Source organism: Paenibacillus sp. 22594 (assembly GCF_052044425.1).
In the GTDB taxonomy this organism is placed as follows: Bacteria; Bacillota; Bacilli; order Paenibacillales; family Paenibacillaceae; genus Paenibacillus_AQ.
In genome coordinates this window covers 173,947-192,620 of record NZ_JBQENA010000009.1, presented here as the reverse complement: position 1 = coordinate 192,620, position 18,674 = coordinate 173,947, and the positions used below count along the sequence as shown (strand labels likewise).

15 protein-coding genes, 1 tRNA gene and 2 riboswitches are annotated in these 18,674 nt (G+C 51.0%); of the genes, 10 read left to right on the top strand and 6 right to left on the bottom strand.

The annotated features are described in order from the left end of the window. Positions 1-203: 203 nt before the first annotated feature. Positions 204-1,514 (bottom strand): serine--tRNA ligase, encoded by a 1,311-nt coding sequence (serS, locus tag ACTJKB_RS24920; protein WP_440837030.1) that lies wholly within the window; start codon positions 1,512-1,514, stop codon positions 204-206. Positions 1,515-1,915: 401 nt separating this feature from the next. Here serS and ssuE point away from each other — a divergent pair, with 401 nt between their 5' ends. After that, positions 1,916-2,470 carry an NADPH-dependent FMN reductase gene (ssuE, locus tag ACTJKB_RS24915; protein WP_440837029.1) on the top strand — a complete coding sequence of 185 codons (555 nt, stop codon included), beginning with the start codon at positions 1,916-1,918 and terminating at the stop codon, positions 2,468-2,470. Between the two features lie 483 nt (positions 2,471-2,953). On the opposite strand, the gene ACTJKB_RS24910 is transcribed toward ssuE, so the two are convergent. From ACTJKB_RS24910 to ACTJKB_RS24890, 5 genes are all read right to left on the bottom strand, one after another. Continuing rightward, positions 2,954-3,985, bottom strand: a complete 1,032-nt coding sequence (locus tag ACTJKB_RS24910) for a ribonucleotide-diphosphate reductase subunit beta (protein WP_074086718.1) — start codon at positions 3,983-3,985, stop codon at positions 2,954-2,956. A 248-nt stretch (positions 3,986-4,233) separates the two neighbouring features. Beyond that, entirely contained in the window at positions 4,234-6,567 is a 2,334-nt protein-coding gene (locus tag ACTJKB_RS24905) for a ribonucleoside-diphosphate reductase subunit alpha (RefSeq protein WP_440837028.1), read from the bottom strand. 116 nt (positions 6,568-6,683) lie between these two features. Then, entirely contained in the window at positions 6,684-7,199 is a 516-nt protein-coding gene (gene nrdG / locus ACTJKB_RS24900; protein WP_440837027.1) for an anaerobic ribonucleoside-triphosphate reductase activating protein, read from the bottom strand. Beyond that, positions 7,196-9,181 carry an anaerobic ribonucleoside triphosphate reductase gene (locus ACTJKB_RS24895; protein WP_440837026.1) on the bottom strand — a complete coding sequence of 662 codons (1,986 nt, stop codon included), beginning with the start codon at positions 9,179-9,181 and terminating at the stop codon, positions 7,196-7,198. The genes nrdG and ACTJKB_RS24895 overlap by 4 nt, the downstream gene beginning before the upstream one ends. A 55-nt stretch (positions 9,182-9,236) precedes the next feature. Next, entirely contained in the window at positions 9,237-9,455 is a 219-nt protein-coding gene (locus ACTJKB_RS24890; protein WP_440837025.1) for a hypothetical protein, read from the bottom strand. 34 nt (positions 9,456-9,489) lie between these two features. Then, a riboswitch (cobalamin riboswitch) is annotated at positions 9,490-9,721 on the bottom strand. A 374-nt stretch (positions 9,722-10,095) separates the two neighbouring features. On the opposite strand from ACTJKB_RS24890, the gene ACTJKB_RS24885 reads away from it, so the two are divergent. The 9 genes from ACTJKB_RS24885 to ACTJKB_RS24845 all read left to right on the top strand — a co-directional run bounded on the left by ACTJKB_RS24885 (position 10,096) and on the right by ACTJKB_RS24845 (position 18,650). Further along, positions 10,096-10,404, top strand: coding sequence for an MTH1187 family thiamine-binding protein (locus tag ACTJKB_RS24885; protein ID WP_440837024.1), 309 nt, complete (start codon positions 10,096-10,098; stop codon positions 10,402-10,404). A gap of 37 nt (positions 10,405-10,441) precedes the next feature. Beyond that, positions 10,442-11,218, top strand: a complete 777-nt coding sequence (locus ACTJKB_RS24880; RefSeq protein ID WP_440837023.1) for a sugar phosphate isomerase/epimerase family protein — start codon at positions 10,442-10,444, stop codon at positions 11,216-11,218. Positions 11,219-11,350: 132 nt separating this feature from the next. Next, positions 11,351-11,422: transfer RNA gene (locus tag ACTJKB_RS24875), tRNA-Thr, on the top strand. A 186-nt stretch (positions 11,423-11,608) separates the two neighbouring features. Then, positions 11,609-11,923: an immunity protein YezG family protein gene (locus tag ACTJKB_RS24870; protein WP_440837022.1), complete on the top strand. Its 315-nt coding sequence runs from the start codon at positions 11,609-11,611 to the stop codon at positions 11,921-11,923. 148 nt (positions 11,924-12,071) lie between these two features. Next, positions 12,072-13,067, top strand: coding sequence for a hypothetical protein (locus ACTJKB_RS24865; protein WP_440837021.1), 996 nt, complete (start codon positions 12,072-12,074; stop codon positions 13,065-13,067). 96 nt (positions 13,068-13,163) lie between these two features. Then, on the top strand, positions 13,164-13,463 hold the full coding sequence (locus ACTJKB_RS24860; protein WP_440837020.1) for a hypothetical protein: 300 nt from the start codon (positions 13,164-13,166) through the stop codon (positions 13,461-13,463). Positions 13,464-13,647: 184 nt separating this feature from the next. Beyond that, complete coding sequence (locus ACTJKB_RS24855) at positions 13,648-14,070, top strand: ASCH domain-containing protein (protein ID WP_440837019.1); 423 nt, start codon at positions 13,648-13,650, stop codon at positions 14,068-14,070. Positions 14,071-15,185: 1,115 nt separating this feature from the next. Next, positions 15,186-15,276, top strand: a riboswitch (cyclic di-GMP riboswitch). Positions 15,277-15,358: 82 nt separating this feature from the next. Continuing rightward, the gene (locus tag ACTJKB_RS24850) at positions 15,359-17,440 is read left to right on the top strand and encodes a choice-of-anchor A family protein (protein ID WP_440837018.1); all 2,082 of its coding nucleotides are present in this window, start codon (positions 15,359-15,361) and stop codon (positions 17,438-17,440) included. A gap of 268 nt (positions 17,441-17,708) precedes the next feature. Next, on the top strand, positions 17,709-18,650 hold the full coding sequence (locus ACTJKB_RS24845) for an alpha/beta hydrolase (RefSeq protein WP_440837017.1): 942 nt from the start codon (positions 17,709-17,711) through the stop codon (positions 18,648-18,650). The last annotated feature ends 24 nt before the right edge of the window (positions 18,651-18,674 follow it).

The window sequence follows — 18,674 nt, the reverse complement described above, 5'->3', positions numbered from 1 at the left end:
AATGGAATCCCAAGGATATTTGGAAAAATGCACAAAAAAACTATGAATCCTTCCTGTTCATGCTAAATAGCTGGCAGGATAAGGAGATTCATAGTTTAATAACTCCCTCTAATAAAACACGAAACGTTATTTATGAGTTAGCTCTGTGTAAAATGAAATGGATTTGAATCGTCTGTTCCGTCCTTGGGAAAGGACAATATTGTTTAAATGGGAATAGGAGGTTCCGCGGTTGTCCCCGCAGCAGGAAGAACTTCCTGCCCGCCCATGTATTTACGAAGCGCCTGCGGGATATAAATCGACCCGTCTTCCTGCTGGTGGTTCTCCAGCAGCGGGATCAGAATCCGCGGCGTGGCAACTGCGGTATTGTTCAGGGTGTGGCAGTACTGCAGCCGTCCGTTCTCGTCACGGAAGCGGATGCCCGAGCGGCGGGCCTGGAAATCCAACAGGTTGGATGCCGAATGGGTCTCCCCATAGGCATTCCGGCCGGGCATCCAGGTCTCGATGTCATACTGCTTGTGCGTCTTCAGCGACATATCGCCGCTGCAGACAGCCACTACGCGGTAGGGCAGCTCAAGCAGCTGCAGAATGTGCTCGGCATTCGCCAGAATCTCCTGCAGCATCTGCTCCGATTCTGCCGGATCATTGCGGCAGATTACGACCTGTTCGATCTTCGAGAACTGGTGCACCCGGTACAGGCCGCGCACATCACGCCCCGCTGAACCGACCTCCCGGCGGAAGCAGGCCGACATTCCGGCCAGCCGCAGCGGCGTATCGGCCTCGATGATCTCATCGCTGTAGAGCGATACAAGCGACACTTCCGAGGTTCCGGCCAGCCAGCGCTTTTCTCCGTTCAGCTCGTAGGTCTGGTCCATCCCTCCAGGGAAAAACCCGGTCCGCTCCAGCGCCTCCGGCCGGACGATGACCGGCACGTCCATCACGGTGAAGCCGCGCTCTGCCAGTACATCCAGCGCCAGCCGCTGCACGGCGAGGTGAAGATAGAGCCCCGCCCCTTTCAGCACATAGCTTCTCGGCCCTCCGGCTTTGACCCCTCGGGGTATGTCAATGATGTCGTGAAGCTCACCCAGCTCCACATGATCGCGCGGCGCAAAGCCGAAATTCGGCACCCTGCCGGTCCGCCGCAGCTCCACGTTCTCACTGTCATCTGCGCCGACCGGTGTATCCGCCGATATCGGATTTGGTGCAAGCAGCAGCAATTCGCCCCAGCGCCGCTCTGCTTCTGCCAGATCCGCCTCAAGCTTCGTGAGCAGAACGTTAATCTCCCGCACTTGCGCCTTGGCATGTTCTCCGGCTCCGGCATCTCCCTGGCGCAGCAGGCGCTCCACCTCCTTGGTCAGCGCATTGCGTTCCGCTCTTTGCTGCTCGGTTTCCCGCCGCAGCTCCCGCCGCGTATCATCCCATTCCAGCAGATCATCCAGCGGGAAGTCTACCTTTTTCCATACCGCCGTGTTTCTTACGAGTTCCTCATTCTCCCTGATCCAGTTCATGTCCAGCATGCCGTTTCGCTCCTTTTTTGTCTTATAAAAATACAAAAAACGCCCTCATCCATGGGACGAGGAGCGTTAGCTCGCGGTGCCACCCAGGTTGACCGAATCCTCTGAAATCACAGCAGGACAAGGCCCTCTTTGGTCTTCGCGGTAACGGGCGAAACCCGGTAAACTTAGGAAGCAAGAACATTGCTCCGGTCGCAGACGCCTCACGGTTGGATGCCGGTCACTGGCCTGATCGGGATGTAGTATTGCCGCTTATTATAGCTCAGGATTTTACCGGGTGCAAGAGGCGATGTTCGTTTGACAATAATCCCTGTACTCTGCTAGGATTATTACTAATTTGAAGGTTTTTTACTGGAACAAGCGGCAGGAGCTTATAGCGGATAACGAACGGAAGAGGTGGGAAAGTGGCCAAAATAGTTGTCATCAACGGAACACCATCCCTTGTCTCGCGGATTAACGCGGTTATTGAATATGCGGAAGCGGATTTACGGGGACAGGGATTTGAAGTCGAACGCATCAATGTAGCCGAGCTCCCGGCAGAGGATCTGATCCATACGAAATTTGAGAGTGAAGCCATCGTCAAAGCCAACGGTCTGGTAGCTGAAGCCGATGCGGTCATCGTCGTCAGTCCGGTATATAAGGCATCCTATACGGGTGTCCTGAAGACCTTCCTGGATCTGATTCCGGAAAAAGGCCTGGCCGGCAAAATCCTGCTTCCGCTCTTTATGGGTGGCAGTCTGGCACATCTCCTCACCATGGATTATGCACTGAAGCCGGTGCTGTCCGTGCTGGGCGCCCGCCATATTTTGGGCGGAGTATATGCGGTAGATTCCCAGGCGGTGCGTAACGATCAGGGTGTCGTCGAGCTGGCCGGCGAGCTTAAGCTGCGTCTGGATAGCGTACTTACGGAACTGGCGGAAGAGACGTCGCATAAGGCGGGGCGTAAATCCGCAGAGTAGCTAAATTAATAAGCAGATTCCAGATGTGCTCGGCGTATCGTGTGGGCGCATTTTAACGTGAGCCGAGTGTCTCCCATTCCCGCGCAGTAATGCCGTACGATGAATAGCGAAAGCCCCTTACTGCCGAAATTTCGGCGGTAAGGGGCTTTTTCGTCGCGATACAAGACTCGCTGCACAAGACACGCTATGGAACCAGCTTTTGGCCATTCTATTGTATTCTGTGCAGCAGAATTGCTTCCGCAAACGGTGAGAGTAGATTTCATTGCACTTTGTACAGCAGAATGTGGCGGATACGCCTCAAAAGTGCCATTTACTAAAAATCTGCTGCACGAAATACAATAGATACCTTTTTTACGCCGGAATTGGGTTGTTCTGCTGTAGGAAATACAACAGATTCCCGTTTAGCGTGAATAAGTCTGGCTAGTGTATGGATCGAGTCAGGCGGCTGCCTGCCGCACTCACATCAACTTGAACAACCGGAAATCACAAATCGTCGAACCCGTTGTCGTCGCCAACCTTGCCGTAGTTGCGGGACTTGGCTTCGAAGAAGTCGGTTTTGGTCGCGTTCAGCGCTTCGTCGGAGAATGGCTTGATCCATGGCATGCAATTGACGTCTACGCCCGTGTAGGCTTTGTCCAGACCCATCAGCGTCAGGCGCTTGTTAGCGGTGTATTTGATGTAGTCGCTCAGCTCGTTCATATCAATGCCGCGCACGTTGGTGAGCGTGTAGTGCCCCCAATTGGTCTCCAGCTCTACAGCGCGGTCGATGGTGCGGTAGACGTAGTCCATATTTTCTTTGGTGTTCAGCTCAGGGAAATCTACCAGCAGCTGCTTGAATACTTCGGCGAAGAAGTAGCAGTGCTGATTCTCATCACGCTGAATGTAAGAGATCATCTGGCTGGTCGCCATCATTTTCTGGTCACGGGCCAGGTTGTAGAAGAAGGCAAAGGTACTATAGAAGAAAATCCCCTCCAGAATCAGATCGGCCACCATCGCCCGGAAAAAAGTTTCCTTGGACGGCGCATCCCGGAATTCCTGATAGATGTCAGAGATGAACTGGTTACGTTCCAGCAGCACCGGATCATGTTTCCAGTATTCAAAAATCTCTTTCTGCTCGCTATCCGATACAATGGAAGAGAGAACGTAAGAGTAGGACTGGTTGTGCACAACCTCCTGCTGTCCGATGATCGCCGAAATAGCTTCCAGCGAAGAGTCGGTAAAATAACGCTTCACATCGCCGACGAACATCGTTTGCATCGAATCCAGCACCGCTAGCAGGGCGATGTTAATCTTGAACACACGCTGTTCTTCCGCTTCCAGCTGCGGGAACTGCTGCGCGTCCTTCGACATCGGGATCTCATCGGCGATCCAGTGGTTCAGCAGCAGCACCTTGTACAGCTTGTACATGTGCGGCATGCGGATATCGTTCCAGTTCAGTATCCCTGAGCATTCCCCGTCGATGATTCGTGTAGACTGATTCGGGGCTTCGGTATTAAAAATCTTTTGCAGTTGCATGTTATTGTTTCCCTCCTGTATTTTGCGGGGCTAATCTTCTGTGGTGTCCTACAAATAGAATACGGCGATGTAGTAACGGAGAGGAAGTTTGGAACTGGAGGAGCGTTAGCGTTCGCCTTTGTCTGCGGATTTCGACCGCGAACAGCGGTTTAAATCAAGAAATCTGCAGACAACAGCGACCGGAAGTCCAAACATTCCTCGTAGTTACGGTTTTATCGCCGTACTCCTATATTTAGGCACTAAGACAATTAGCTCGCGCAAGACTCACACTCTTCTATGGTTAATGCACGGCTCCGCACATAATAAGTCGACTTCAATCCGCCCTTCCAGGCGTTTAGATGCAGGTTCAGGAAATCGGTGGCCTTGATATCAGGTGTCACGTACAAGTTGAAGCTTTGGCCCTGATCGACATGGCGCTGGCGGGCTGATGCCATGCGGATGGACCAGTTCTGGTCGATCAGGAACGCCGTTTTGTAATACCAGATCGTTTTCTCGGACAGATCCGGTGCCGGGTTGGCGATCTTGTAGGTGGTCTTTTCCTCATAGGAGAGCAGCTCATACAGCGGATCGATGCTGGCGGTGGACCCGGCAATGATCGAGGTCGAGCCGTTCGGGGCTATCGCGAACATCCAGGCATTGCGCACGCCGTCGGCGGCCACTTCCTGCTGCAGCTCACGCCACTGCTCTGTTGTCACGTATTTGCCTTCCTGCTCGCCGCTGGTATAGCCGCGCGAGGTGAAGTAAGCCCCGGTTTCCCAGTCAGAACCGGCGAACTTCGGATAGCGGCCCTTCTCGCGGGCCAGCTCCATGCTGGAACGCACGAGCAGATAGTTAATGTGCTCGTACAGGTGATTGTTATATTCCACGGCTTCGTCGGATTCCCAGCGGATGCCCTTCAGCGCCAGCAGGTGATGCAGACCAAAGGTGCCGAGGCCTACCGCGCGGTATTGGCTGTTCGTGTACTGGGCCTGCAGCACTTCAATATTGTTGATGTCGATGACATTGTCGAGCATGCGGACCTGAATCGGTATCAGCCGCTCCAGCACTCCGGCCGGAATCGCGCGGGCCAGGTGGATGGAATTCAGGTTGCAGACTACGAAGTCTCCGGGAACCTTCGAGATGACGATCCGGGTCTGGCCGTCCTTGGTAACCAGTTCTTCACTCTCGATAACCGTTGCCGATTGATTCTGCATGATTTCCGTGCACAGGTTGGAGGAGAAGACCATCCCCTGGTGCCGGTTGGGATTGGAGCGGTTCACCGTATCGCGGTAGAACATATACGGGGTGCCGGTTTCCAGCTGCGATTTCATAATCCGCTTCATGATGTCAATGGCCGGAACCGTGATGCGGGACAGCTCCAGATTGGCAGTGGCTTCGGCATACTTTTCACGGAAAGCGCCTTGTCCAAGCTTCTCGTCATAGAAATCCTCGAGACCCAGCGCGCGTCCGCGGGCATCCTTCCAGCCCATTACCTTCTTCACTTCATGCGGGCAGAAGAGGTTCCAGTGGCTGCGTGCTTCCACAGCCTCCATGAACAGATCGGGCAGGCAGACACCGTGGAACACGTCATGCGCACGCATTCTCTCGTCGCCGTTGTTCAGCTTCAGGTCGAGGAAGGCAAGAATATCTTTATGGAAAACATCGAGGTAGACAGCGACAGCACCTTTGCGTGTACCGAGCTGGTCTACGCTGACTGCGGTATTGTTCAGCTGGCGAATCCACGGAATGACACCAGAGCTGGTGTTCTTGTGGCCGCGGATATCGGAGCCGCGGGCCCGCACCTTGCCGAGGTAGACGCCGATTCCTCCGCCCATTTTGCTCAGCCGGGCCACATCGGTATTGGAGTCGAAAATGCCTTCGAGCGAGTCGTCCACGGTGTCGATGAAGCAGCTGGAGAGCTGTCCTGCGACCTTTTTACCCGCATTGGACATGGTAGGTGTGGCAGCGGTCATGTAAATGTTGCTCATGGCCCAGTAGGCTTCTTTGACCAGATCCAGACGTTTCTCTTCCGGCTCTGTGTGCATGAGGAACATCGCGATAATCATATAACGCTCCTGTGGAAGCTCCATTACGCGGCCGTCAAAGTCATGCGCCAGATAACGGTCCGACAGGGTCAGCAGGCCGATGTAGTCGAACAGCAGGTCACGCGTGTAATCGATGCAGCTGCCCAGTTCCTCGATCTGCTCCTTGGTGTAGTGGGACAGCAGTTCTTCACGGTAGATGCCCTTCTTCACGAGATCGGTAATCAGCGGGTACAGCTCGCCGTAAGGCTCGTCCGGGTAGGCTTTGTAGCGGCGGTTAACGGCGGCTTTCTTATAGAGGGAAGTCAAAAGCGAACGTGCAGCAGCGAACTTCCAGTCCGGCTCCTCTTTGGTAACCAGTTCAAGGGCACTCATCGTAAAAGCATTGCTGATCTCTTCTCCGCTGACCTCATCACGGCGCAGCTTGGACTGCACTCCGCGGATCAGAGTTTCCTTGCTTAATTGATCCAGGCCGTTCAGGATACGGTCGGCGTACACGGAAAGGCGGATTTCGTCAAAAGCCAGTTGGCGGTTATCGGGTTTCACTACGAGCTGTGGCATAAGTTCAACCATCCTTTCATTTTTGGGTTTAATTTTCAATATCACAAATTGAAGTATATAAGCGCAGAGAGCGGCCCGCCCCGAGGCTTGGCCTGCTCTTTGAAAGTTAACTGAATTTATAAGGCAGCCGGCTCCCAATGTACGATTTCCGTACCGGCGAGACTGGCCTGAATATCAATAATGCGCTGGTTGCTGCTTCCCCGGTAGGGAAGGGTGGTGTCTTTGAGTTCTTCCACAAAACGTCCGTCGATCACGACCTGGCACAGGGCCAGCAGGTTCCATTCGGGTGAGCCGGGTGTCGCTACAAGCTCTTCATAGGTATAGCCGGTGTAAATCCAGATGGGATACTCCGGCAGCTCGCTGCGCAGCTCCTGAATGAAGCCCGCAGCCTCCTCTGCCGAGAAAAAAGGGTCGCCGCCTGCCAGTGTCAGTCCGTCCAGCAGCGGATTCGCGGCTATTTCGGCAATGATCTCCCGTTGGCGCTCCGGGGTGAACGGCTCACCGAAATTAAAGTTCCAGGTTTTGGGATTGAAGCAGCCCGGGCAGCGGTGACGGCAGCCGCTGAGGAAAAGGACGGCCCGCATGCCTTCTCCTTCATTGATCGATTCCGGGTAGTAGCCGCATATGTTCATAGATGCTTAACGCGGTCCCTTACTTCGGCTTGCTTGGCGGCATTGAAGCGGGTCTGATAGTCGCCGGTCAGGTAGCCGGTTACCCGGCGCAGACGGCGGATATGCACATCGTTCTCATGCGCGTCGCAGGAAGGGCAATTGGTGCCAATCACGCCTTCGTAACCGCAGTTCGAGCAGCGGTCCACCGGATGGTTGATGCTGAAATAGCTGACTTGCTGCTCCAGCGCGTAACGGATAATCTTGACAAAAGCCGCCGGGTTGCTGCGTGCATTACCATTCAGCTCCACATAAGAGATTGCACCCGCATTGCAGTATTCATGGAACGGGGCTTCCAGGCTGATTTTCTGCGCAGCGCTCAGCTCATGGTAGACCGGGATGTGGAAAGAGTTCGTATAGTATTCACGGTCGGTGATGCCCGGAATGGAACCAATTACTTTACGGTCCACCTTGGTGAACTTACCGGACAGCCCTTCAGCAGGTGTGGCGAACAGAGTGATGTTGAGGTTCAGTTCCTCGCTCTTGCGGTCGCAGTATTCCCGCATGTGGCGGACAATAGCGAGCGCCTTGGCATGGATCTTCATGTCCTCGCCGTGATGCTTGCCGTACATGGCCTTCATGCACTCCGCCATGCCGATGAAGCCAATCGACAGACTGCCGTGCTTCAGCAGTTCGCCAACAGAATCCTCGGGAGCCAGGTCCTGGCCGCCTTCCCAGACGCCTTCGCGCATCATGAAGTCAGAGGCTTTGGCCTTCTGGGAAGCCTGGATGCGGAAGCGGTGGAGCAGCCCTTCCAGAGCGATGTCCATGTAATGGTTCAGATCGTCATAGAAACCGTTCTCGTCCGCGGCAAGCCGGCGTCCTGTGGCGGTGCCGTAAGCCAGTCCCAGCCGCACGAGATTGAGCGTATTGAAGGACAGGTTGCCTTTGCCGGAGCAGTGGTTGCGTCCGAAGCGGTCGCCCAGCACCCGTGTGCGGCAGCCCATGGTTGCAAATTCAGTATCCGGGTCGGCCGGATCATAATATTGCATGTTGAGTGGCGCATCCAGATTGGCGAAGTTCGGGTACAGTCTGCGGGCGGAGCATTCGGCGGCCTTGAGGAACAAGTGATAGTTCGGATCGCCCTGCTGCTGGTTCACGCCCTGCTTGCATTTGAAGATCTGGATCGGGAATACCGGCGTTTCGCCGCTGCCGAGTCCGTTCATCGTTGCGGTCAGCAGCGAGCTGATCACCAGCTGACCTTCGGGAGAGGTGCACGTGCCATAGTTGATGCTGGTAAAAGGAATCTGGCCGCCCGAGCGGCTGGACATCGTATTCAGGTTATGTATCATGCTCTCTGCAGCCTGCAGCGTTTCGCTCTCCGTCTCCTTCAGCGCAAAGCGGAAGGCCCGCGGATACAGCTCTGACAGATCGCTGCGGCTCATAGTGACTTCGCCAAGATGCTCACCAGCTTGTCCTTCTTCGAAATATTCGAGTCCCTTGCGGAACAGCTTGGCAAAGGACTTGGTCACATAAGGGGCCAGGTCATAATCCAGCTTGTTGGCGGATACGCCGCCGTATTGGGCATTTTGCTGAGACTGGAAAATAATCGCCACAAGTGACATCGCGGTCATAATCGAGTTCGGAGGTCGCACACTGCCGTTGCCAGTGTTAAAGCCTTCGCGGAGAAGACGCTCGAACGGGATAAAGATGCAGTTGGTGGTTCCGATGGCGTATTGGTCCAGATCATGGACATACACTACGTTATCGAGGGTAGCCTGTACCAGTTGCGGCGGCATTGTGAAGTTGCGGGCATACCACTTGGAATACTCACTGCCGAACTTACTCATTTTGCCGGAAAAGCTTTCTCCGTTCAAATTGGCATTCTCGCGCAGCAGATCCAAATCCCGGCTGTCGATAATATCGCGCCCCAAATGGATGAGTTCCTCTAACATAACCTCCTGTGCATCTTGTCCACCGTTGTACCGTTTCTCCAGCAACGTCATTGTGCAGCTCTCCTCTCCGTATATAAAAAACGTCCTGATAGTAATAAGACACCCGTTAACTCAGTAAAAAGAGCATCTTCCGCCGAGGACGGCGGAAAATGCCCGGATGCGTAACACAAATAACCGAAACCGGATATTTGCGGATGGTCTCCATGGAAAGAAGCTTTCCCGCAGAAGCCGATACCTGAACGCGATAAGGCTTATCGCATTCAGGTATCGGCAGCCTTTGCTTCCCATCCTGGGGGAAGGCTAAATCTGCTTTTGCAGGCCGCATACGGACACCTCTCCTGTTCCTCGCAGGCGTAAATGATGGTGCCCGGAAACAGGCAGGTCTCCTGGCTTCCGGTGAATTCCGGAGGCGCCTTCCCAAGGGGCAATGCCCTCAGTGGCGTGAGCCTCCAGATACTGTCCCGCAGGGCTTGTGGAAGCCTGCTGAACATCCGGTTACAGTGGCGGGACCACAGCGGATTTGCACCGCGCTTCCCTATTAAGCTTCAGCGCTCGTTATAGAGGCGAAGCACCTGTTTCCACTATATTTTGTTGTCGCTAGATAAAAATAACCCAATATCTTGTGTTTGTAAACATTTTTTTGCGAGCCCGCGCTGGGGGCGGATTCAGCCGATTTACTCACAGATGATCCACAGTTAGTCCACAGATGTTCCCGTGTTCGTCCACAATTAATCCACAGGTAATCCACAGAATAACGACAAATTTTGCCGAATTTGATTCAAACATTGGCCCGAAAACCGCCACAAAGACTCCATATATACGGTGAGTACAATCACGGGATTTCTTGCGGAGGGTTGTTAGGACTTTAGGCGATTTGTGACGGTAGACAGGAGTTGTTACAATAGAAGGGACTGAAGACTTATATAACGGATTTTTTTATATTTTATAGTAGGAGGGATTTCAGAATGGCGATTGGTGAAGTAACCGTAATTCCGATCGGCACAGGCAGCACCAGCCTCAGCAGCTACGTGGCTGATATGCAGCGGGTGCTGGAGACGGTGGAAGGCATTACCTACGAACTGACATCCATGGGCACGATTATTGAAGGACCGCTCACGCGGATTCTGGCTGCTGTAGAAGCGCTGCATGAGTCCCCGTTCACAGCAGGTGCGCAGCGTGTCTCTACTTCGCTTAAGATTGATGACCGCCGCGACAAAGCCTCTACGAGCCGCAGCAAACTAGAATCGGTGGAGCGCAAGCTGCAGGCGGAATAGTTCTGAATAATTACAGCACACAAGGAGCGTGTCCTCTATGGCGGCAATGAATCAGCAGATCGGGATACAGATGTATACACTACGGGATATGGCCGAAAAGGATTTTCTGGGCACACTGTGCAAAGTGGCGGAGATCGGCTACAAGTCGGTAGAATTTGCTGGTTATTTCGGCGTATCGGCTGCCGAATTGCGCAGAACGCTGGATGAGCTGGGGCTGGCGGCTCCCTCGGCACATGTCGGATTGGATTTCAGCAGTCTGGAGAAGATGCAATCGGCATTATCGAGAGAGATTGAATATGCCCGGGAGGTGGGGCTGGAGTATATCATCACGCCTTCGGCGCCGCTTCCGCAGCATCCGGCACTGGATGATGTGCTTGCACTGGTGCCCTTCTTTGAAAAGGCTTCTGAACTTGTGCGGGCGGCGGGTCTGAAGTACGGCTATCATAACCATGACTTTGAGTTCAAGCAGGTCAACGGGCAGGCTGTGATCGACATCTGGCTGGAGCGGATTCCGGCTGAGCATATGGTGGCTGAGTTTGATTTGGGTTGGGTGCATGTAGGCGGTGCCGTACCGGCAGAATATGTATCCCGTTACGCCGGGCGCGTTCCGCTGGTCCACATCAAGGATTTTGGCGCGGGCCATGAAGAAGCCGATCTTGGGAAGGGCCAGGTCGACTTCGAGAGTGTCTTCAAGGCTGCGGATGACGCCGGCATTCGGCACTATATTGTGGAGCAGGAGGTCTTTGCTTCTTCTTCTCTGGAGAGCGCAAGGCTGGCACTGGATTACTTCCGCAGACGGGGAATGCTGGGATGACTTTGAGGGACTCGATTCCCCTCCGCAGCGCGGGTCCTGTAGAAATTACGGTCGCAGCACTGTGAAAGAATGGGTTGCGTTTTTCCCCAGACGGGGTATAATGTATTTTGTTTGACAGAAAAAAAGCTTTAAGCTGGTGTAGCTCAGGGGTAGAGCAACGCACTCGTAATGCGTAGGCCGGGGGTTCAATTCCCTTCACCAGCATCCTTAATAACTCAATCATGGCGCGGCTTTCCGGGATTTCGGGGGGCTGCGTTTTTTTATGATAAACCTACTACTGTAACTATATATAATCAAGTTGGAGGTTAACACATCTGTGAAAAGTGAAGACTTATATCAACTTATAGGTAATAAACTTGTAGGGATTATCCCTGATGAGTCAAAAATGAGTTGATATATAGCCATAGTATTCCTGAGATTTATAGAGTAGATGAGCGCATTTATGACCGCTTGTGCAGTGAATTAGAAGAGTACTTCGTTGATCTTAATGCGGAATACAGTAAAAGCAACCCTCAACAATGGACAAATTTAACTATGTATTTAAACCAATCAGGTAAGTTTAATATCGATTATAATTATGATGAAGTTTTGTTTTCCCCTTCACAACAGCGTACAATCTGGAAATATGAAATTCTAGGTTTACATCCTACAGATGGTTTTCACCAAAGGTATCTAGATGAGTATTTAAAACAAAAGGCCGATTAATCTCCCAGAAAGCCATAACGGTAGTACTCACTAGGGGAATTGTATATTTATAATTGTGTTGCAGAAAAAATTTACTTTTCTGCAACTTTTTCTTTATTTTAGCGTCATGTAAGAGGATGCTAAATTGTGTGAATAGGAGGATTTCTCTGTGGTAAAGAGAATTTTTGTTATTTTTGCTATGACTATAGGATTAATGGTATCTGCTGATCAGTCCTATGCCCATCCCACTGAGTTACCGCCAAGTAACGACCGTACGGATGTGGTCTATGTTAGTGAAAATGTAGTAACACTGGTTGACTATATTAATAATAAAGCAGATATAGTTGATTTAAAGACAAAGATAACCACAAATATTTCGGATGGTTCAAATACGATCCTAGATATAGAGGTTATAAAAAATCCTCAAAAAATAGTGCTGCTTCAAAAAGGAAACGGAAATAAAATTTCAAAAACAGTATTCTCTTTTAACGGAAATCTTATTAGCAAGACTGAGATCGCTCTTGAAAATGTGGGAGATAAAATCAAATGGGTAGCTCCTACAGGCACAACAAACGAACGAATAATGGTTCAATCTAACAATTCCTTTAGCCTGTATCAATACCCTTGGACTAAACCAAGTGTGAGCTACAACGCAAAGATCGTTGATATGGGATATGAAAGTGTATCAGTAATGGATTGGGAATTTGAGGGGTATCCTAATTTGGCCATTAAGTACCATGCGCAAGGTATAATGAGGGATGATTATTTCGTTAAAATGGTCTATCTTTATACAAAGAATGAAACTTCGCTCAAGGAGTTTAATTCTGATTTCTTAATTAAAACTAGCGGTAATTACCTTGCAGCATTATCCTCTTATACCTATCAGGCAATACCGGGAAATGTAATCCGCCCCTCAGCCAATGATGCTCAAAAGGTATTTCGTTTAATCAATAAATCAACTACAAAGGAAACTGCTTCTATAAAAGAAGTTTTTAAACAAGATGGTGACATTTCCGGGTGGAAAACAGAACTAATTAACGGTCAAGTATTTGTAGGGGATTTAATTGAACACACATGGTCCTTGTTTTCTCAAGAAGGAGCTATAATTTTAAAAAACAGGACTGGCCTAAAAATGGTGCCACGAAATTTTTGTACTACAATTTAAAATCACAAACAGCATATTTTCTGGATTATTCATCAGGTGAGATCTCAATAATGGAGAAGCCTTCGAAAAAATAGAACGGAAACGGGGAAACGGTAGATGTGGCGTAAATACATACTAATTGTTACAAGTCTGCTTGTGGTCTTCGTAATGCTTCTACAGCCCGGACCTGCCCATGCGGCGGATGGCGGAACGATAACTACAGACAGCGGCATCCAAGAAAGGCTGATAGAAAAGTATGGACTTGATGATTCCAAACCTTCTTCTCAACCCGGCTGGGGCGGAGCGGATATAGGTATAAGTGAACCTCTTTCGCTCGTCCTTTCCATATTCAGGGTGATTGTCAATCCTCATGCGTGGGTGGTTCCGGAGTTTATCCATCATTTGTTTTACCAATAACGACAGTAAAAGTTGCATAGAACCCCATAGAGTCATACAATACAGTAGTAGAAAGCACACACAATGCGCAGGCAGGGGCTTCATGCTCCTTCGCCGGCATCCCGATAAACAATAGGCGGCGCGGCTTTCCGGATGTTCGGGAGGCTGCGTTTTTTGCTCTTCTGGAGAGGGGAATAGGCACAAGATGAAATGTCTCACGGTCCGGCAGCCTTGGGCCACCTTAATTGCTCTTAAGGAAAAGCAGTTCGAGACCCGTTCCTGGCAAACAGCATACCGTGGTGAGCTGGCTATTCATGCCGGGATGGGGATCGACAAATCCGCCTGCAGGCAGGAGCCGATCCAGTCGGCTTTGGCACGGCATGGATTCAGTGCAGACAACCTTCCTCTCGGAGCCATTATCGCTACAAGCCGTCTGGCCGACTGCTACCAGGTGACGGATGAGGATTCCGGAGCGGGCTGGCCGGGCGGCAATGAATTTGCTTTTGGCGATTATTCACAAGGGCGTTATGCCTGGAAGCTGGAAGAGGTAACGGCGCTTGTTCATCCGATTCCCGCAAAAGGCAGGCTGAGCTTCTGGGAACACCCTGTGCTGGAGGGAGAGCAGTGAACCGCTGGGCTGTACAACCTTTTGGCATAATCGAAATTTATTTAGCGGCCCAAGCCATTATTGGGTATGAACCGGCTGACTCGCGGGTAATCTTCTTATAAGGCCGTTGGTGCAGCCAATGAAATGAACCCCGCGTGATCATCAGGATGATAAGAAAGGGCGTATGCATAGGAAATGGGAAGTCTCCTTATTGCGTGGCTTTGTATGCTGTGTTTGTATTTTTCGTTCGAGGATAAGGTTAGCCGGAAAATTATCTTTCCCGTGGCGCTGGTCGTTTTTTTAGGCACCCTGGGCTATTGGAAGCTTTTAATGTAATTTTTATGTAATTATAAGCTTGTTTTCAGGTTAAGGATATATATTGAATGTACCAGACACTCCCCAGTGTTTATAGATAGCTTACAGGGTCTTGCCAACTCCCTTGGCGAGGCCCGTTTTTTTTATTTTGTTTGACTGACCCTAAGTATTTATAAACAAGATCAATAAATGTGATATTTTTCACAATAAAATACGAAGAATTATTATATATTAAATTTGAAATACTAAAGATTAAAGTGTAAGAAATAAAGCACCCCAAAGAGGAGAATGATGATGAGTCATGAAGGAAGTCTCCGCCGTGGTTTGGCATTTGGTTTATTTTTGAGCATTCCGTTATGGATGTCGATGATTGGCTGGATTCAACTGCTGTAACATACCAATCAGCTATATTCGCATTGTCTGATTACGAGAGCGCATATAGCATACATAGAGGTGGATCAAGAACTGCTTACGGTTGTTTCCGTGGCAGTTCTTTTGTTTTTTTTGCAAGTCTGGAGAATATTAGGCGTATAGTTCAATAATACTATTTTTAATATTTTAAATTTCAGATAAAATGCAGGTTTGGGACTTTTTAAGAGTAATCCTTAGATCCGACGCTATTTCGTATGCAAGTGAAGTTTTGGTGTATGTAAGCTATAATCCCTTATGTACAAAGGGTTGTCCAATATCTGTATGTGCCAAGCACCTGAAAAAACACTAAAGGAATAGATTGACAATAGGGGGGTGGAGGGATAAACTGGAACTAGTTCGAAAGTAACAATTGTCATAGACTACATAAGAATCGCCAAATTACACACCATCATGTATAAACGCAAACTGTTCGAAAGGACAGGACGCAAAGTCAGGAATCTAATGCCCGCAAGCAGGGGCTATGATCGTCCGGCCGCCGTGAAGCTAACCCTTCGTGGCGGTTTTTTTGTTGTTATATGTTTTTGGCGAAATCATAGAATAAGTTACTAGGAGGTGCATGCGATTGAAAAAAAGAACACAGAAGGCAGCAGCTCTGTTACTGACAGGGGTGTTGATATTGGGCAGTACGATTACTTGGGGATGGAACGTTAGTGCAGCGGCTAATATGCCGTATACCCCAACACCTGTTTTGGGCGTTGCCGGCAATTTTAACGCATTTATATTTGGGGATTTCACGCAATCATATGATCAGATTCATGGAAGGCTTGCGGCTGAAGGGAATATTACTTTGCAAGGGTACGGTGTATCCAAGGATGCGCCTGGCGGGGATGTGCTGGTTGCAGGCAAGAATCTCAGTCTGACAGACGGTACAATATATGGCGCAGCAGTATATGGCGGCAGTATAACCAATACACGTGCAGACCTTAAGGAAACTCCCCGGAAGGGAACACCGATTGATTTTGCAGCCGAGGAACAGTTTTTGATACAGCGTTCGGATGAATTAGCCGCTTTGCCGCAGACACAGCCTTTTGTAAAAGAATACGGGAAGATCACCATTAACGCTCCGGATTCCTATAATGTCATTCGTCTGGCCGCTGCTGATTTGGCTGATGCCAATGGCTTGCAGTTCAACATAACAGGTGATGCCACCGTGGTTATTAATGTGAGCGGGAGCTCGGTGAAGATTCCTAATTTTCAATTCTGGGGAGGCAAAGCCCGTAAGGTACTGTTCAATTTCTATGAAGCTGCTTCTTTGAATATTGGGAATACAACCATTGAGGGCACCATACTGGCTCCTCATGCCAGCGTCTTTTATGATCACGCAGAACTTCATGGCACTCTAATCGCAAAAGCGTTCAGTGGTTATGTGCAGATGCACCACTATCCGTATGACGGGTCGGAACCACCTATAAAGCCAACACCAACACCAAGCGCATCGACATCACCAACACCAAGCGCATCGACATCACCATCGCCGAGCGCATCGACATCACCAACACCAAGCGCATCAACGTCACCAACGCCGAGTGCGTCAACGTCACCAACACCAAGCGCGTCGACGTCACCAACGCCAAGCGCGTCGACGTCACCAACGCCGAGCGCATCGACATCTCCAACGCCGAGCGCATCGACATCACCGACACCAAGCGCATCTGCATCACCGACGCCGAGTGCATCGCCAACGCCGACAGCGCCACCAAGCGCGTCACCAACGCCAAGCGCGTCGACGTCACCAACACCTAGTGCATCGGCAACGCCAACGCCGACAGCACCACCAAGCGCGTCTCCAACACCAAGCGCGTCTCCAACACCGAGCGCATCGACATCACCGACGCCGAGTGCATCGGCAACGCCAACGCCGACAGCGCCACCAAGCGCGTCACCAACGCCAAGCGCGTCAACGTCACCAACACCGAGTGCATCGGCAACGCCAACGCCGACAGCGCCACCAAGCGCGTCACCAACACCGAGCGCATCGACGTCACCAACGCCGAGTGCATCGACATCACCAACACCAAGCGCATCGACGTCACCAACGCCGAGTGCATCGGCAACGCCAACGCCGACAGCGCCACCGAGCGCGTCACCAACACCGAGCGCATCGACGTCACCAACACCAAGCGCATCGACGTCACCAACACCGAGCGCATCGACGTCACCAACACCGAGCGCATCGACATCACCAACACCAAGCGCGACACCATCACCGGTGGTGAACCCGTCGCCTACGCCTACAAGCGTAGTAACACCGACACCAACGTCAAACACTACAATCATTTTTGTTCCGGTAACCGTGCCAACACCAACGCCAACAACGTTAATCGGTACGATTGTAGACGATACGGTAATCAATGATGATCCAATACCTTTGGGGCCGGTGGCAACGCTAGCTCCATCTCAGCCGACAGCATCACTCCAGCCTACACCAGCTCCTGCCCCTGCTCCGTCAGCAACAGTAACACCGAAGTCTGGGGATGAAGTGATACTAGATGATGAGATTCCTTTGGGCAGTGTGGATACACCCGACAAGCTGCCGCAGACCGGGGAATCCAGTCCGGCACCTTATTACATCGCCGGTCTGGGAATAGCAGGCTTGGGCTTGCTGCTCAGCAGAACAGCAAGAAGCAATAAACGCAAACGGTAAAAGTAACTGGAAGCCATATAGATGATGGAATACTTCATCGTAACGGGTTAGAGGATATAATTCACAGCAGTAAAACAAGTGATAAAAACAGGGCCCCTTCACCATGAAGGAGTCCTGTTCTTTTGTTTGGTCATTTAATGAATTTTTCCAGGATTCAGCTGGATTTCCAGTTGGTCCCCGAGCCATGTTATACTATGCAAAAATCGGGTGGCGCTAAGGCCACTCTTAAGTGGGATTCCATTTTACCGAAGAAAGGTGACAAACATTCATGTGGAGTGTAATTATAATTGCCGCCTTGCTGATCATTGCTGGCGGTGTGACTTATGCAGGATTCTTTTTTTATGGTGTTGCGATCAAGCGGGCGCCGAAGGAGTTTCTGGCCAAGACTCCTGATCTTAAGGTAGACCCGCCGGTTGCCGGGGCATCCTGGGGGGAAGGGGCGGAGTGGGTATCCCGTCACACCTTCAGAAATATTGAAATTTCATCTGATGACGGGCTGACGCTGCGAGGCTATTATCTGCCGTCAGAGCGTGCCGCGGGGCGGACCGCTATTATAGCCCACGGATATTCCGGTAAAGGTAAGGATATGGGGGCATGCGCCAAAATCTATTATGAGACCATGGGCTATAATGTGCTGATTCCCGATGCCCGTGGACATGGCGACAGCAAGGGGGATTATATCGGGTTCGGCTGGCCGGAGCGCCGGGATTATCTGAAGTGGATCGGGTACATCCTTGCGGAGGACGGGCCGGAGGCGCAGATTGTGCTGCACGGGATATCCATGGGCGGGGCAACCGTGATGATGACTTCAGGAGAAGAGCTTCCGCCGCAGGTAAAAGTTATCGTAGCCGACTGTGGATATACCTCTGTCAAAGCACAGCTGTCTTACCAGCTGTGGCGGATGTACCATCTGCCAAGCTTTCCTTTCGTACATATGGCGAGCCTCATCACCCGCATCAAGGCAGGATATTTCTTTGGAGAGGCTTCGGCGCTGAAGCAGGTGCGTAAAGCCCGTGTGCCGATACTGTTCATACATGGCGATGCCGACAAGTTCGTGCCCTTCCATATGATGGATGAACTCTATCGGGCATGTAGAAGTCCCAAGGACAAGCTTGTAGTCCATGGTGCGGGACACGGCCTGGCGTATGACACAGACAAGGCAGCGTATGTAACAAAAGTGGCCGATTTTGTGACCCGGTATGTCCTTTAACCTTGAAAAAAAAGTCCCGGAAAC